Genomic DNA, 14,991 nt, shown 5'->3' on the forward strand with positions numbered 1-14,991 from the left:
TAAATATGTGTTACGTTCCTCTTGTAAACTGAAAGCTATGGGGCGAATTACACCTTAAATGCTTTTCGCTGGGGATAATATGCAACTTCTCCCAACTCCTCCTCGATTCGAAGCAATTGATTATACTTCGCCATTCGGTCGCTGCGAGAAGCCGAACCGGTCTTTATCTGCCCGCAATTAAGTGCTACAGCAAGGTCTGCAATGGTATAATCTTCAGTTTCCCCACTTCGGTGAGACATGACTGAAGTATAACCGGCATTGTGCGCCATATTCACCGCAGCGATCGTTTCGGTAAGTGTACCAATTTGGTTTACTTTAATTAGGATCGAATTGGCCGTTTTTTCAGAGATACCCCGTGACAAGCGTTCTACATTGGTAACAAAAAGATCGTCACCTACCAGTTGAACCGTATCTCCCACCTTTTCAGTAAGATATTTCCAACCGTCCCAATCGTTCTCGTCCATACCGTCCTCAATAGAGATGATAGGATATTTGGAACAAAGGTCGGCCAGATAGTCGGCTTGTTCTTTAGATGAGCGTACAGTACCCTTATCGCCTTCAAAGATGCGATAATCGTATGATCCGTCTTTATAGAATTCTGCCGAAGCACAATCCAAAGCGATCATTACATCTTCTCCAAGTGTATATCCTGCTTTTGAAGTCGCTTGTTTGATCGTGTCCAGCGCATCTTCGGTCCCTGCGAGCGTGGGAGCAAAACCACCTTCATCTCCCACCGCAGTACTAAGACCTCTGTCGTGAAGTACTTTTTTAAGGTGATGAAAGATCTCACTTCCCATTTGCATGGCATGTGTAAAGTTTTTCGCCTTTACAGGCATGACCATAAATTCCTGAAACGCAATGGGCGCATCGCTGTGAGAACCCCCATTGATAATATTCATCATAGGGACGGGAAGTGTTTTTGCACTCACACCTCCTACGTAACGATATAATGGCATTCCCAGTTCGTTCGCTGCAGCTTTTGCCGCGGCCAAAGAAACACCCAGAATAGCATTCGCTCCTAGTTTCGACTTATTGGCAGTACCATCCAGGTCGATCATGATCTGGTCGATAAGTGCCTGTTCGAAAACAGAGATACCCAAAAGTGTTCCGGCGATCTTTCCATTCACCTTTTCAACAGCTTTCAAGACACCTTTCCCCATGTATTCATCTCCGCCATCACGCATTTCTACTGCCTCATGCTCTCCCGTGGATGCGCCCGAAGGAACCGCAGCACGACCCATGAATCCATTTTCGGTGATGACATCTACTTCAATGGTAGGGTTGCCCCGTGAGTCGAATATTTGTCGTGCGTGGATGTCTATAATGATGCTCATGCTGTTTGTAATTTATGAGATTTAATGTTTTTTAGAAAGTCATCAAAAAGGTAGGAAGCATCGTGAGGTCCCGGGCTTGCTTCGGGATGGTATTGTACCGAAAAGACCGGTTTATTCCTCATACGGATACCGGCTGCTGTCTTATCGTTAAGATGAAGATGTGTGATCTCGATCTCCGGATGTGCTTCAGCTTCTTCACGATTGATCGCAAAGCCGTGATTCTGCGAGGTGATCTCCCCTTTACCGGTTAGCAGGTTCATAATTGGGTGATTGATTCCTCGATGGCCGTGATGCATCTTATAGGTTGAGATACCGTTTGCCAAGGCCAAGATTTGATGCCCCAGACATATTCCGAAGAGCGGTGCGCCCGATTCAATGATCTTTTTAGTAGTCGCTATCACCTCGTTCAATGGCTCAGGATCCCCCGGACCGTTGGACAAGAAGTAACCATCGGGTTGAAAGGCCTGTAATTCTTCAAAGGATGTATTGTAAGGAAATACCTTGATGTAACAATCACGCTCGGCAAGGTTGCGAAGGATATTCTTTTTAATTCCAATATCCAGGGCAGAGACCTTATAGGTTGCGTCCTCCTTTCCGAAGAAATAAGGTGCTTTAGTAGAAACTTTAGACGCCAATTCCAGCCCCTTCATATCCGGTACTTTGGCCAATTGTTCCTTCAGGCCATCAATATTATCTACTTCTGTAGAGATCACAGCGTTCATTGCGCCATTATCGCGAATGTAACTTACAAGTGCACGCGTATCCACATCGCTTATGGCGAGTAGATTATGTTGGTCCAAGAACGACTCTAAAGAATCGTCTGCTGCAGGTCGTGAATAGTGATAGCTAAAATTACGGCATATAAGTCCGGCGATCTTGATCCCCTCAGATTCTACTTCATCTTTGTGGGTGCCATAATTCCCAATGTGGGCATTGGTTGTGACCATCAATTGTCCAAAATAAGACGGATCTGTAAAGATCTCTTGATAGCCGGTCATACCGGTGTTAAAACATACTTCACCAAAGGCAGAGCCTTCCTTTCCTCCAACGGCCTTTCCATAGAAGATCGTGCCGTCTGCCAATAAGATTAGTGCTTTTTTTCGTGTTTGGTATTTCATTGTTTCAAGATGTTTTGCAAAAATACTTTAAAAGATAAACCTGTACAATGCAGGCATAAAAAAAGGGATAAACATTGTCTGCTTATCCCTTTTTGAATTTATTTGAGAGTACTCATTTATTCCTCTTCTTTTTTAGCTTCAGTTGCTTTTGCAGCCGGAGCTGTTGCAGCGGCCTTAGAGCTACCTCCTCGACGACTACGGCGTGTAGACTTCGATTTCTTAGCTTTTCCAGCGTTGTACAATTCGTTGTAATCGACCAACTCGATCATCGCCATGTCAGCGTTGTCACCCAATCGATTTCCCAATTTGATGATTCGGGTGTATCCTCCCGGGCGATCTCCCACTTTTACGGCCACATCTCTAAACAATTCGGTAACGGCGTCCTTTTGACGTAATTTTGCCATTACGATACGACGGTTGTGCGTTGTATCTTCTTTAGATTTAGTGATCACAGGTTCTACAAATTGCTTCAACGCTTTTGCTTTTGCAACGGTAGTGTTGATTCGCTTGTGCTCAATTAGGGAACAGGCCATATTCGCCAACATAGACTTTCTATGCGCTGTTTTTCTACCTAAGTGATTTATTTTCTTTCCGTGTCTCATGACATTGTTTTTTAATCATCATCTTGCTACAACCCGTTTTGAGGAGCAAAATATGACGTATTAATCTTTATCTAATTTATATTTTGAAAGATCCATCCCGAAGTTTAGTCCTTTCACATTCACCAACTCTTCAAGTTCGGTCAATGATTTTTTTCCGAAGTTTCTGAATTTCATCAGATCGTTCTTGTTGTACGAAACAAGGTCTCCAAGGGTATCCACTTCAGCAGCTTTCAAACAGTTAAGCGCACGCACCGAAAGGTCCATATCTACCAACTTTGTTTTTAGCAACTGACGCATGTGCAATGATTCCTCATCGTAGGTTTCGGTTTGCGCGATCTCGTCAGCCTCAAGGGTAATTCGCTCATCACTAAATAACATAAAGTGGTGGATCAAGGTCTTGGCTGCTTCGGTCAACGCATCTTTAGGATGAATAGAACCGTCTGTAACGATCTCGAAAACTAACTTTTCGTAGTCGGTTTTTTGTTCTACACGAAAATTCTCAATGCTGTATTTCACATTTTTTATAGGCGTGTAGATAGAATCTGTAAAGATGGTTCCAAGAGGAGCATTTGCTTTCTTATTCTCTTCGGCAGGAACATATCCTCTTCCCTTCTCGATCGTGATCTCGAAATTAAGGTTCACTTTCTTCTCCATGTTACAAATCACCAATTCCGGGTTCAACACCTGAAATCCTGAGATGAATTTTTGGAAATCTCCAGCTACTACTTGATCTGATCCACTTACAGAAATAGTAACGGTCTCATTATCGATCTCATCGATCTGTCTTTTAAAACGAACTTGTTTTAAGTTCAAGATGATCTCGGTTACATCTTCCACAACTCCTGCGATCGTAGAGAATTCGTGATCAACACCTTCGATACGTACCGAAGTGATTGCGAATCCTTCCAATGAAGAAAGTAGTACTCTTCTTAATGCGTTACCAACGGTTAATCCGTAACCTGGCTCCAAAGGACGAAATTCAAATTTCCCTTCGAAATCGGTTGAATTAATCATGATAACTTTATCAGGCTTCTGAAAACTAAATACTGCCATAGTGCGACTCGTGTGTTTTGATTATTTAGAATATAATTCGACGATGAACTGCTCGTTGATGTTCTCGGGGATCTGAAGACGTTGTGGGATGGACACGTATGTTCCTTCCATTTTCTCGCCGTTCCAGGTGATCCACTCGTACACATGACTTGCGTTCGCCAACGAATTTTGAATAGCTTCAAGAGATTTTGATTTCTCTCTTACAGCAACTACATCCCCTGCCTGTAACTGGTAGGAAGGAATGTTTACTTTTTCACCATTAACGGTGATATGACGGTGAGACACCAATTGTCTTGCAGCCTGACGGCTAGGAGCGATACCCATTCGGTACACTACGTTGTCAAGACGTGACTCTGCCAATTGCAACAATACTTCACCGGTAATGCCGGGAGCAGCTGTCGCTCTTTTAAACATATTTCTGAACTGACGCTCTAAGATACCATAGGTATATTTTGCCTTTTGCTTTTCAGCCAATTGGATCGCGTATTCAGATTTCTTTCCGCGACGACGGTTATTCCCGTGTTGCCCCGGAGGGTAATTTCTCTTTTCGAAGGATTTATCTTCTCCGAAGATAGCCTCGCCGAATTTACGGGCTATTTTAGTTTTTGGACCAGTATATCTTGCCATGTTTAAATTGTTTAGAAGGAAAAACTAAATTAAGGTCTTAACTATCCTCTAGCTTTGTTGCTCCTTCTGGTTGATATTTATAATTATACTCTTCTTCTTTTTGGAGGACGACATCCGTTGTGCGGCATTGGCGTAACATCGATGATCTCGGTCACTTCAATTCCTGCATTGTGGATGGAACGAATAGCAGACTCTCTACCATTCCCCGGACCCTTCACATATACCTTTACTTTACGCAACCCTGCAGCGTGTGCTACGGCAGAAGCGTCTTCGGCTGCTAATTGTGCAGCGTAAGGTGTGTTCTTCTTGGATCCTCTAAAGCCCATTTTACCGGCCGATGACCAAGCAATTACGTCTCCGTTCTTGTTTGTTAATGAGATAATGATGTTGTTAAAGGAAGCGTTCAAATGTGCCTCACCAACAGACTCAACATTAACCTTGCGTTTCTTTGTACTTTTTGTACTTTTTGAGCTAGTTTTTGCCATATCTCTAGGGATTATTTAGTTGCCTTTTTCTTGTTAGCAACTGTTTTACGTTTTCCTTTTCTTGTTCTTGAGTTATTCTTCGTACGCTGACCTCTTAATGGGAGACCTGCTCTGTGACGAATACCTCTGTAACAACCAATATCCATTAAGCGTTTGATGCTTAACTGGACTTCACTACGTAATTCACCTTCGATCTTGAAGAATCCAACAGCGTCACGAATTGCCCCGATTTCATCATCGTTCCATTCGCTTACTTTCTTGTCTTCACTAACTCCGGCTTTGTTCAATATATCCTTCGCTCGGCTTTTACCAATTCCGAAGATATACGTTAACGCGATTACACCCCTTTTTTGTTTCGGGATATCTACACCTGCGATTCTTGCCATAATTATCCTTGTCTTTGTTTGAACCTAGGGTTCTTTTTATTAATTACATATAATCTGCCTTTTCTGCGAACAATCTTGCAGTCGGCACTTCTTTTTTTTACTGATGCTCTTACTTTCATAATTAGCTATTTGCGATTTACGATATACGATTTTAGATATGATTCAATAATGAACTCTCAATTCGCAATTCGTAATTTTTAATATCTGTATGTTATTCGAGCCTTGGTTAAATCGTACGGGCTCATTTCTAATTTTACTTTGTCTCCGGGCAACAACTTAATGTAGTGCATACGCATCTTACCCGAAATATGCGCAGTTACTATATGACCATTTTCCAATTCCACACGAAACATCGCGTTTGACAATGCTTCTACAATCGTTCCATCTTGTTCTATTGCGGGTTGTTTTGCCATAATTATGCTACTGCTTTTCTATTTTTACCGGACTTCATCAAACCGTCGTAGTGACGATTCAACAAGTACGAATTGATTTGTTGCATGGTGTCGATAGCCACCCCTACCATAATAAGTAGTGATGTACCACCGTAGAACAATGCCCAGCCCTGCTGGATTCCCATCAACTTCACCACAAATGCGGGGAAGATAGCGATCAACGCTAAGAAGATGGACCCGGGTAGGGTGATCTGTGACATGATCCGGTCCAGCAATTCTGCTGTTTCAGTTCCCGGTTTTATCCCCGGAATAAACCCACCACTACGCTTCAGGTCATCTGCCATTTTATTGGTAGGTACCGTGATCGCGGTGTAGAAATAGGTAAAGATAATGATCAACGCCGCAAACACGATGTTGTACCACAATCCGAAGATATCACTAAATGCTGCCTGAATCGATTGCGCTGTTTCACTTTCTGAAAGGCTCGCCACTGCAGAAGGAACAAACATGATCGCCTGTGCGAAGATGATTGGCATTACCCCAGAAGCATTCAGCTTTAAAGGAATGAATTGTCTCGCACCAAATATGTTCTTTTCGTATCCTCCGCTAGCTGTTCTTCTGGCATATTGCACCGGGATCTTTCGTACCGCCATTACAAGCATCACAGATGCCAGAATGATCACGAACCAGATCACCAATTCAATTAGGATCATGATTAAACCACCATTCGACTCTAACACTCTGGAAGCGAACTCTTGCGCAAAAGACAGTGGCAAGGTAGCAATGATACCCACCATAATAAGGATAGAGATACCGTTTCCAATACCTTTGTCCGTAATCTTCTCACCCAACCACATGGCAAAGATACATCCTGTTACAAGAATGATCGTTGACGACACATAAAACATTGGGGTTTGACCCAATATAAAAGCTTCCACAGGAACACCTAATGCAGGTAATCCAAACAAATAACTAGGAGCCTGTACCAAACAGATACCAATAGTTAACCAGCGTGTAATTTGATTGATCTTCTTACGGCCGCTTTCTCCTTCCTTCTGTAATTTCTGAAGGTAAGGAACTGCGATCTGCATTAATTGAACCACAATCGACGCCGAGATATAAGGCATGATCCCTAATGCAAAAACCGAAGCATTTGCAAAAGCACCTCCGGTAAACGCATTAAGCAGTCCTCCAATTCCACCGGCATCAAATTTTCCGGCAAACTCAGAAAGCTTAGAGGCATCAATGCCCGGCAACACAACCTGTGCACCAAAACGATACACTAATAATAATCCTAAAGTTACCGTGATGCGGTTACGCAACTCCTCTATTTTAAATACGTTCTTTATGGTATCAATAAACTTCATCGGTATTCTTGGATTACAATGTTACTACTTCACCACCAGCAGCTTCAATAGCTTTTGCTGCAGAGGCAGTAAACTTGTGAGCAGATACTTTTAAACTTGCTTTCAACTCTCCTCTTCCCAAGATCTTCACCATATCGTTCTTACCAGCAAGACCTAAACCAACCAGGGTTTCAAAATCTACAGTATCTTTTATCTTTTTATCATCTACTAACTGCTGAAGTGTATCCAAGTTAATTCCCTGGTACTCTTTACGGTTAATGTTAGTAAACCCAAACTTAGGCACACGACGCTGTAATGGCATTTGCCCTCCTTCAAAACCAAGTTTTTTGGAATATCCAGAACGAGACTTCGCCCCTTTGTGACCGCGGGTTGCTGTTCCACCTTTTCCGGAACCCTGACCGCGCCCAACGCGCTTCCCTTTGTTACTAACCGAACCTTCTGCAGGTTTTAAGTTACTTAAATCCATTGTCTTTATCTTATTTAGTTTCTACTGAAACCAGGTGATTAACTTTTTTTATCATACCAAGAACCGCTGGCGAATCCTCATGCTCGATCGTTTGGCCGATTTTACGAAGCCCTAACGCTTCAAGCGTTCTCTTTTGGGTCTGTGTGCGATTGATAGCACTCTTTACCTTTGTTACTTTAATCTTTGCCATTTTTCTTTGGTTTAACCTTTAAACAATTTCTCCATGGAGATTCCTCGTTGGTCTGCTACTGTTTGTGCGCTGCGCAATTGCAATAAAGCATCAAACGTTGCTTTTACCACGTTATGTGGATTAGAAGATCCTTGAGATTTAGACAATACGTCGTGTACTCCAACTGCTTCCAATACCGCACGTACAGCACCCCCTGCGATCACCCCTGTACCAGGAGCTGCGGGCAATAGGTTGACACGAGCACCACCATACTTACCTTTTTGTTCATGAGGCAGTGTGGCTTTATTCAAAGGAATACGAACAAGGTTCTTCTTGGCATCCTCGATCGCCTTAGCAATCGCACTTGCCACATCCTTAGATTTTCCAAGACCGTGTCCTACCACTCCGTTCTCATCACCAACTACAACAATAGCCGAAAATCCGAAGGCTCTACCTCCTTTAGTTACTTTAGTAACACGTTGTACGCCTACTAAACGGTCTTTTAACTCCAGACCTCCTGGTTTTACTAATTCTACGTTTTTATAATCTTGATACATACTACTTAGAATTTAAGGCCGCCTTCGCGTGCTCCTTCAGCTAATGATTTTACTCTTCCGTGATATAGATAACCCCCTCTGTCGAAAGCTACGGTATCTACACCTGCTTTCTGCGCTTTCTCAGCGATGGCTTTTCCTACTAATTTCGCTACATCGGTCTTATTTGCTTTTGCAGCGTCAATGTCTTTATCTCTTGAAGATGCTGCGGTAATGGTTTTCCCGTTCACATCGTCGATAAGTTGCGCATAAATCTCTTTATTGCTTCTGAAAACAGCCAAACGCGGGCGTTGTTCTGTTCCTGAAATAGTTTTACGTATTCTAAAACGTAGACGATTTCTTCTATCTTGTTTTGATAATGCCATAACTCTATTTATTATGCAGATTTACCTGCTTTTCTTCTTAATTGTTCACCAACAAACTTGATACCTTTTCCTTTGTAAGGTTCCGGCTTACGGAAACCACGAATCTTAGCCGCGATCTGTCCTACCAATTGTTTATCGTGAGAGGTTAATTTAACGATGGGGTTCTTTCCTTTTTCAGAAACAGTTTCCACCTTTACTTCCGGAGCGACTTCCAACACAATATTGTGAGAGTAACCAACCGCCAAATCTAATTTCTGACCTTGATTAGAGGCACGATATCCAACCCCTACAAGTTCCAATTCTTTTGTCCATCCTTTAGATACACCTTCTATCATGTTATAGATCAATGCTCTGTAAAGCCCGTGTTTGGCTTTGTGATTCTTTGCATCACTGGGACGTTCCACGTATGCATTACCGTCTTCTACTTTGATGGTCACATCAGAATACTCCTGAGTTAACTCACCTAATTTTCCTTTAACGGTAATTACATTGTCTTTTACTTCAACTGTAACTCCTTCTGGAATTGCTACCGGGTTATTACCTATTCTTGACATTTCTTCTTGTCTTTATTGTTAGTATACGTAACACAATACTTCGCCACCTACGTTTTGAGCTTTGGCTTGCTTTCCTGTCATTACTCCTGCTGAAGTAGACACAATAGCAATACCCAAACCGTTTAGGATACGAGGGATCTCGTTAGAACTTGCGTATTTACGTAAACCGGGTTTACTAATTCTTTGAATCTTCTTGATCACCGGATCTTTTGTAAGCTTATCATATTTCAAAGCGATCTTGATAATTCCTTGCGGTCCTTTATCATCTTCGAATTTGTAGCTTAAGATAAAACCTTGATCAAACAAGATCTTTGTAATCTCTTTTTTTAGATTTGAAGCCGGCACCTCTACTACTCGGTGTCCTGCCTTTACTGCATTTCTAACTCGTGTTAGATAATCTGCGATTGGATCTGTTGTCATTTCCTTTTGTTTGCGGTAATGGTTTTCGTCTCAATCCTGATTCTTATCGGGATTATTGTGACAAACCTGCTACCAGTTTATAATTTTACCAACTTGCTTTTCTAACACCAGGGATAAGACCTTGATTGGCCATTTCACGAAACATTACACGTGAAATTCCAAAAACTCTCATATACCCTTTTGGTCTTCCGGTTAACTTACAACGATTGTGTTGACGTACCGGAGAAGCGTTCTTTGGTAATTTTTGCAGGCCTTCCCAATCGCCAGCTTCTTTTAAAGCTTTGCGTTTTTCAGCATACTTTGCTACCATTTTAGCTCTTTTCACCTCGCGGGCTTTCATTGATTCTTTAGCCATCTCTTAGTTCTTTTTAAAAGGTAATCCTAGTTCTGTTAGTAATGCTTTCGCTTCTTTATCGGTTTCAGCAGAAGTAACGAAAGTAATGTTCATCCCTTCGATCTTTTTTACTTTATCGATATCGATCTCAGGAAATATAATTTGCTCGGTAATTCCTAAAGAGTAGTTTCCTCTTCCGTCAAAACCTGTGGCTTTGATACCGTTAAAATCACGTACCCTTGGCAGTGCAGACGTAACGAGTCTGTCTAAAAACTCGTACATACGCTCACCTCGCAATGTTACCATCGCACCAATAGGCATTCCCTTACGAAGCTTAAAGGTTGCAACGTCCTTTTTGGAGATTGTCGCAACGGCCTTTTGCCCCGTGATATTTGTCAATTCATCTACAGAGTAGTCGATAAGTTTTTTATCTGCAACCGCTGCACCTACGCCACGAGACACAACGATGCGCTCTAGTTTTGGTACTTGCATTACATTTTTGTATCCAAACTCGTCTGTAAGAGCATTAATTACTCTGCTCTTGTACTCTTCCTTAAGTCTTGGTGTATATCCCATAACTATAATACTTGATTCGATTTTTTAGAAAATCGTACTTTTTTACCATCTTCCATTCTATACCCTACGCGTGTTGGTTCTCCAGATTTTGGATCTACCAGCGATAGGTTTGAAATATGAATAGGAGCTTCTTTTTCTGTGATTCCACCTTGAGGGTTCGCCGCACTTGGCTTCTCATGTTTTTTCACTGTGTTTACTCCCTCTACTATTGCTTTGTTTTTATCAAGGAGCACCTTAAGTACTTTCCCTTCGGAACCTTTATGTTCTCCGGCCGTAACTACTACGGTATCCCCTGATTTTATTTTAAGCTTTGCCATCTTGATTCGTATTAAAGCACCTCGGGTGCCAATGATACTATTTTCATAAATTGTTTGTCACGAAGTTCTCTTGCCACGGGACCAAACACACGTGTTCCTCTCATCTCCCCTTGTGGGTTCAACAACACACATGCATTATCGTCGAAACGAATATACGATCCGTCGGGACGTCTTACTTCTTTCACGGTACGTACCACTACTGCAGTAGAAACGGCACCTTTTTTAATGTTTCCATTGGGAGTAGCTTCTTTAACAGTCACTACAATTTTATCTCCAATAGAAGCATATCTCTTTTTTGTACCGCCCAACACTCTAATAGTTAGCACTTCTTTAGCGCCGGTGTTGTCTGCTACTTTTAGTCTTGATTCTTGTTGTATCATGATTACTTCGCTCTTTCAATTATTTCTACTAACCTCCAACATTTGGTCTTACTTAAAGGTCGTGTCTCCATGATCTTTACAGTATCTCCTTCGTTGCAGTCGTTCTTTTCGTCGTGTGCTACGTATTTCTTCGTTTTTAAAACGAACTTTCCGTACATAGGATGTTTTACTTTCTTTACTTCGGCAACAACAATGGATTTTTCCATCTTGTTACTGGTAACTACTCCTATACGTTCTTTTCTTAAGTTTCTTTTTTCTTCCATCTTTCAGCTTCGTACCGTTATTGTACTTCTCTTTTAGTTAGTTCTGTCGCAATTCTGGCCATAGTTCTTCTATGTCTTCTCAATTGAATTGGATTTTCCAACGGTGAAATGGTATGTGCCATTTTAAGATCTGTATATGCCTTTTTAGATTCAGCAAGTTTCTCTTGTAGCTCCGCTGTAGACGCTTCGTTTATCTCTGATTGTTTCATCTTTGTAAAAATTAAGCTTGATAATCTCTAGACATAATAAATTTCGTTTTCACAGGAAGTTTTTGAGCTGCAAGGCGCAATGCTTCTTTGGCTGTTTCTAAAGGAACTCCAGAAACTTCAAACAAAATTCGACCCGGCTTTACAACGGCTGCCCAATATTCCACAGCTCCTTTACCTTTACCCATACGTACTTCAAGAGGTTTCTTTGTAATTGGTTTATCCGGGAAAATCATGATCCAGATAGAACCTTCTCTTTTCATATATCGGGTAGCGGCGATACGCGCTGCTTCTATTTGACGTGCTGTCAAGAAGTTTGAATCTAAAGACTTGATACCAAAGGTTCCGTAGGCAAGCTGATTACCACGACCAGCATTCCCTTTCATACGGCCCTTTTGCATTTTACGGTACTTTGTTCTCTTAGGTTGTAACATTTTCTTCTATTTAAAAAATTACTTTCTACGACGGGCTTTGTTATTGCCTGCTCGTCCTGTGGAATTTCCGCTCTTTCCGCCTTTTTTGGTCAAACCAACCAAAGGAGAAAGCTCTCTCTTTCCGTATACTTCGCCTTTCATAATCCATACTTTAACACCCAATCTACCATAGGTAGTGTGTGCCTCAACTAAAGCATAGTCAATATCAGCTCTAAATGTAGATAAAGGAATACGTCCATCTTTGTACGATTCTGAACGTGCCATTTCTGCACCGTTCAAACGTCCTGAGATCTGGATCTTAATACCCTCTGCGTTCATACGCATGGCAGCAGCGATAGCCATTTTGATAGCACGACGGTACGAGATTCGATTCTCGATCTGTCTTGCAACACTTGCCGCTACTAAGTACGCATCCAATTCTGGTCGTTTGATCTCGTGGATGTTGATCTGTACTTCTTTACCCGTGATCTTTTTAAGCTCTTCTTTCAACTTGTCTACTTCCTGTCCACCTTTACCGATAATGATACCGGGACGGGCAGTGGTAATAGTAACGGTTACAAGTTTAAGCGTACGCTCAATAATCACTCTAGACACACTAGCTTTACTTAAACGAGCGTGAACATATTTTCTAATCTTATCGTCTTCGGCCAATTTATCACCATAGTCGTTGCCTCCGTACCAGTTGGATTCCCATCCTCTAATAATACCTAGGCGATTCCCGATTGGATTTGTCTTCTGTCCCATTTATTAATTGCTTTGTGTGTTATCGTTAGCTCCTAAAACCAATGTTACGTGGTTGGAACGTTTTCTAATTCTGTGCGCGCGACCCTGAGGTGCAGGACGAAGTCTTTTTAACATCGTTCCTCCATCCACACGGATCTCTTTAATGAAAAGATCTGCATCTTCTAAAGAAGCATCTTCATTTTTCGCTTGCCAGTTTGCAATGGCAGACAGTACAAGCTTTTCTAAACGACGTGATGATTCTTTTGAACTGAACTTCAAAATATTTAGTGCCTTGTCTACTTTTTCCCCGCGAATAAGATCCGCCATCAAGCGCATTTTTCTTGGTGATGTAGGGCAATTATTCAACTTAGCAAAGTACATTGTCTTCTTTGCTTCCTTGATCTGCTCTGCTCTTTCTCTTTTACGAACTCCCATGGCCTATTATTTTTTTCCTTTGTTTTTTGCACCAGCATGACCACGGAATGATCGAGTAGGTGAAAATTCTCCTAGTTTATGTCCTACCATATTCTCAGTTACATACACAGGAACAAATTGACGTCCGTTATGTACTGCGATGGTTTGCCCAACAAAATCCGGTGTGATCATAGAAGCGCGTGACCAAGTCTTGATAACGGTCTTCTTGTTTGATTCCACATTCTCTTGTACTTTACTCTCTAACTTGTAGTGAACGTAAGGTCCTTTTTTTAACGATCTTGCCATAGCTTATTTCTTTCTACGTTCGATTATATATTTGTTACTAGATTTCGTCTTAGAACGGGTTCTGTATCCTTTTGCAGGAATACCGTTTCTAGAACGCGGGTGACCTCCGGAAGACTTACCTTCACCACCACCCATTGGGTGATCCACAGGGTTCATTACTACCGGTCTGGTTCTAGGTCTTCTACCTAACCATCGTGAACGCCCTGCTTTACCGGACACTAACAACTGATGGTCACTGTTTGATACAGCACCAATGGTCGCCATACAGGCAACTAAAACTAGTCTCGTTTCCCCTGAAGGCAACTTAACAGTAGCATACTTCCCGTCACGCGCCATTAATTGAGCAAAGGCTCCGGCACTACGTGCCATAACAGCTCCTTGACCAGGACGTAATTCTAAACAAGAAATGATTGTACCTAATGGAATATTGGCAAGCGTCATAGCATTTCCAATCTCTGGAGCTACGCTCTCACCGGAAACTATATTCTGACCAACTTGTAGACCGTTTTGTGCAATTACATAACGCTTTTCACCATCTTGGTAATTCAATAAAGCGATAAATGCCGTACGGTTAGGATCGTATTCAATGGTCGCAACAGTTGCAGGAATTCCTGCTTTGTCACGCTTAAAATCGATAATTCGATATTTTCTCTTATGACCACCACCTATGTAGCGCATGGTCATTTTTCCTTGACTGTTTCTACCACCAGATCTTTTATTCGGAGCTAATAAACTTTTCTCCGGCTTATCAGTTGTAATGGCGTCAAATCCATTTACAACTCTAAATCGCTGACCTGGGGTGATAGGTTTTAATTTTCTTACTGACATGTTTGTCTAATTAAATCTAAGCGAACTTAGATGTTACTGTAAAAATCTATTGTATCACCTTCCGCCACCTGTACAATTGCTTTTTTATAAGCATTTGTTTTACCAGTTTGGATCCCCGTTTTTGTATATCGGGTCTTCCTGTTAGGGCGGACATTTATTGTACGAACTTTTTCAACAGAAACGCCATAAGCAGCTTCCACCGCTTTTTTGATCTCTACCTTGTTCGCCTTTGGGTTTACTACGAATCCGAAAACATTCTTGTCTTCTGCATCACGTGTAGCTTTTTCCGTAATTATAGGTTTTATTAAGATATTCATC

Annotated in this window: 28 protein-coding genes; all 28 read right to left on the reverse strand. The window is 41.7% G+C overall.

The window, feature by feature from the left end; genetic code table 11:
• Positions 1-47: 47 nt before the first annotated feature.
• A complete protein-coding gene (eno, locus tag JS40_RS06545) occupies positions 48-1,334 on the reverse strand; it encodes a phosphopyruvate hydratase (RefSeq protein WP_034259274.1) in 1,287 nt (428 codons plus the stop codon).
• A complete protein-coding gene (gene carA, locus JS40_RS06550) occupies positions 1,331-2,452 on the reverse strand; it encodes a glutamine-hydrolyzing carbamoyl-phosphate synthase small subunit (RefSeq protein WP_034259276.1) in 1,122 nt (373 codons plus the stop codon). Before carA ends, eno begins: the two co-directional genes overlap by 4 nt.
• A gap of 116 nt (positions 2,453-2,568) precedes the next feature.
• Entirely contained in the window at positions 2,569-3,054 is a 486-nt protein-coding gene (gene rplQ / locus JS40_RS06555; RefSeq protein ID WP_034259278.1) for a 50S ribosomal protein L17, read from the reverse strand.
• 60 nt (positions 3,055-3,114) lie between these two features.
• Positions 3,115-4,107: a DNA-directed RNA polymerase subunit alpha gene (locus tag JS40_RS06560; RefSeq protein WP_034259279.1), complete on the reverse strand. Its 993-nt coding sequence runs from the start codon at positions 4,105-4,107 to the stop codon at positions 3,115-3,117.
• A 21-nt stretch (positions 4,108-4,128) separates the two neighbouring features.
• Positions 4,129-4,734 carry a 30S ribosomal protein S4 gene (gene rpsD / locus JS40_RS06565; RefSeq protein WP_034259281.1) on the reverse strand — a complete coding sequence of 202 codons (606 nt, stop codon included), beginning with the start codon at positions 4,732-4,734 and terminating at the stop codon, positions 4,129-4,131.
• A gap of 83 nt (positions 4,735-4,817) precedes the next feature.
• On the reverse strand, positions 4,818-5,219 hold the full coding sequence (gene rpsK / locus JS40_RS06570) for a 30S ribosomal protein S11 (protein WP_034259283.1): 402 nt from the start codon (positions 5,217-5,219) through the stop codon (positions 4,818-4,820).
• Between the two features lie 11 nt (positions 5,220-5,230).
• Positions 5,231-5,605 carry a 30S ribosomal protein S13 gene (rpsM, locus tag JS40_RS06575; protein WP_034259285.1) on the reverse strand — a complete coding sequence of 125 codons (375 nt, stop codon included), beginning with the start codon at positions 5,603-5,605 and terminating at the stop codon, positions 5,231-5,233.
• 2 nt (positions 5,606-5,607) lie between these two features.
• Positions 5,608-5,724 carry a type B 50S ribosomal protein L36 gene (gene ykgO / locus JS40_RS15235; protein WP_013305171.1) on the reverse strand — a complete coding sequence of 39 codons (117 nt, stop codon included), beginning with the start codon at positions 5,722-5,724 and terminating at the stop codon, positions 5,608-5,610.
• A gap of 78 nt (positions 5,725-5,802) precedes the next feature.
• Complete coding sequence (infA, locus tag JS40_RS06580; RefSeq protein WP_034259287.1) at positions 5,803-6,018, reverse strand: translation initiation factor IF-1; 216 nt, start codon at positions 6,016-6,018, stop codon at positions 5,803-5,805.
• Positions 6,019-6,020: 2 nt separating this feature from the next.
• Complete coding sequence (secY, locus tag JS40_RS06585) at positions 6,021-7,364, reverse strand: preprotein translocase subunit SecY (RefSeq protein WP_034259289.1); 1,344 nt, start codon at positions 7,362-7,364, stop codon at positions 6,021-6,023.
• Positions 7,365-7,377: 13 nt separating this feature from the next.
• Positions 7,378-7,830 (reverse strand): 50S ribosomal protein L15, encoded by a 453-nt coding sequence (gene rplO, locus JS40_RS06590; protein ID WP_034259291.1) that lies wholly within the window; start codon positions 7,828-7,830, stop codon positions 7,378-7,380.
• A 10-nt stretch (positions 7,831-7,840) separates the two neighbouring features.
• A complete protein-coding gene (gene rpmD, locus JS40_RS06595; RefSeq protein WP_034259293.1) occupies positions 7,841-8,020 on the reverse strand; it encodes a 50S ribosomal protein L30 in 180 nt (59 codons plus the stop codon).
• An 11-nt stretch (positions 8,021-8,031) separates the two neighbouring features.
• On the reverse strand, positions 8,032-8,556 hold the full coding sequence (gene rpsE, locus JS40_RS06600; protein ID WP_034259294.1) for a 30S ribosomal protein S5: 525 nt from the start codon (positions 8,554-8,556) through the stop codon (positions 8,032-8,034).
• 5 nt (positions 8,557-8,561) lie between these two features.
• Entirely contained in the window at positions 8,562-8,918 is a 357-nt protein-coding gene (gene rplR / locus JS40_RS06605) for a 50S ribosomal protein L18 (protein ID WP_034259296.1), read from the reverse strand.
• An 11-nt stretch (positions 8,919-8,929) separates the two neighbouring features.
• Positions 8,930-9,472 (reverse strand): 50S ribosomal protein L6, encoded by a 543-nt coding sequence (gene rplF, locus JS40_RS06610; protein WP_034259298.1) that lies wholly within the window; start codon positions 9,470-9,472, stop codon positions 8,930-8,932.
• Between the two features lie 18 nt (positions 9,473-9,490).
• Complete coding sequence (rpsH, locus tag JS40_RS06615; RefSeq protein ID WP_034259299.1) at positions 9,491-9,892, reverse strand: 30S ribosomal protein S8; 402 nt, start codon at positions 9,890-9,892, stop codon at positions 9,491-9,493.
• Positions 9,893-9,977: 85 nt separating this feature from the next.
• Positions 9,978-10,247 carry a 30S ribosomal protein S14 gene (rpsN, locus tag JS40_RS06620; RefSeq protein WP_034259300.1) on the reverse strand — a complete coding sequence of 90 codons (270 nt, stop codon included), beginning with the start codon at positions 10,245-10,247 and terminating at the stop codon, positions 9,978-9,980.
• Between the two features lie 3 nt (positions 10,248-10,250).
• Positions 10,251-10,802, reverse strand: coding sequence for a 50S ribosomal protein L5 (rplE, locus tag JS40_RS06625; protein WP_034259301.1), 552 nt, complete (start codon positions 10,800-10,802; stop codon positions 10,251-10,253).
• 2 nt (positions 10,803-10,804) lie between these two features.
• Positions 10,805-11,119 carry a 50S ribosomal protein L24 gene (gene rplX, locus JS40_RS06630; protein ID WP_034259302.1) on the reverse strand — a complete coding sequence of 105 codons (315 nt, stop codon included), beginning with the start codon at positions 11,117-11,119 and terminating at the stop codon, positions 10,805-10,807.
• An 11-nt stretch (positions 11,120-11,130) separates the two neighbouring features.
• Entirely contained in the window at positions 11,131-11,499 is a 369-nt protein-coding gene (rplN, locus tag JS40_RS06635; protein ID WP_034259303.1) for a 50S ribosomal protein L14, read from the reverse strand.
• Positions 11,500-11,501: 2 nt separating this feature from the next.
• Positions 11,502-11,762, reverse strand: a complete 261-nt coding sequence (gene rpsQ, locus JS40_RS06640) for a 30S ribosomal protein S17 (protein ID WP_034259304.1) — start codon at positions 11,760-11,762, stop codon at positions 11,502-11,504.
• 17 nt (positions 11,763-11,779) lie between these two features.
• Entirely contained in the window at positions 11,780-11,971 is a 192-nt protein-coding gene (gene rpmC, locus JS40_RS06645) for a 50S ribosomal protein L29 (protein WP_034259305.1), read from the reverse strand.
• An 11-nt stretch (positions 11,972-11,982) separates the two neighbouring features.
• Entirely contained in the window at positions 11,983-12,402 is a 420-nt protein-coding gene (gene rplP, locus JS40_RS06650; RefSeq protein ID WP_034259306.1) for a 50S ribosomal protein L16, read from the reverse strand.
• 18 nt (positions 12,403-12,420) lie between these two features.
• Complete coding sequence (gene rpsC, locus JS40_RS06655; protein WP_034259307.1) at positions 12,421-13,146, reverse strand: 30S ribosomal protein S3; 726 nt, start codon at positions 13,144-13,146, stop codon at positions 12,421-12,423.
• Positions 13,147-13,149: 3 nt separating this feature from the next.
• Positions 13,150-13,560 carry a 50S ribosomal protein L22 gene (gene rplV, locus JS40_RS06660; RefSeq protein WP_034259308.1) on the reverse strand — a complete coding sequence of 137 codons (411 nt, stop codon included), beginning with the start codon at positions 13,558-13,560 and terminating at the stop codon, positions 13,150-13,152.
• 6 nt (positions 13,561-13,566) lie between these two features.
• On the reverse strand, positions 13,567-13,845 hold the full coding sequence (rpsS, locus tag JS40_RS06665; protein WP_034259310.1) for a 30S ribosomal protein S19: 279 nt from the start codon (positions 13,843-13,845) through the stop codon (positions 13,567-13,569).
• Between the two features lie 3 nt (positions 13,846-13,848).
• Entirely contained in the window at positions 13,849-14,673 is an 825-nt protein-coding gene (gene rplB / locus JS40_RS06670; protein ID WP_034259311.1) for a 50S ribosomal protein L2, read from the reverse strand.
• Between the two features lie 26 nt (positions 14,674-14,699).
• Complete coding sequence (gene rplW, locus JS40_RS06675) at positions 14,700-14,990, reverse strand: 50S ribosomal protein L23 (protein ID WP_034259313.1); 291 nt, start codon at positions 14,988-14,990, stop codon at positions 14,700-14,702.
• Position 14,991 lies beyond the last annotated feature (1 nt).

Source organism: Altibacter lentus, assembly GCF_000746845.1.
GTDB lineage: Bacteria > Bacteroidota > Bacteroidia > Flavobacteriales > Flavobacteriaceae > Altibacter > Altibacter lentus.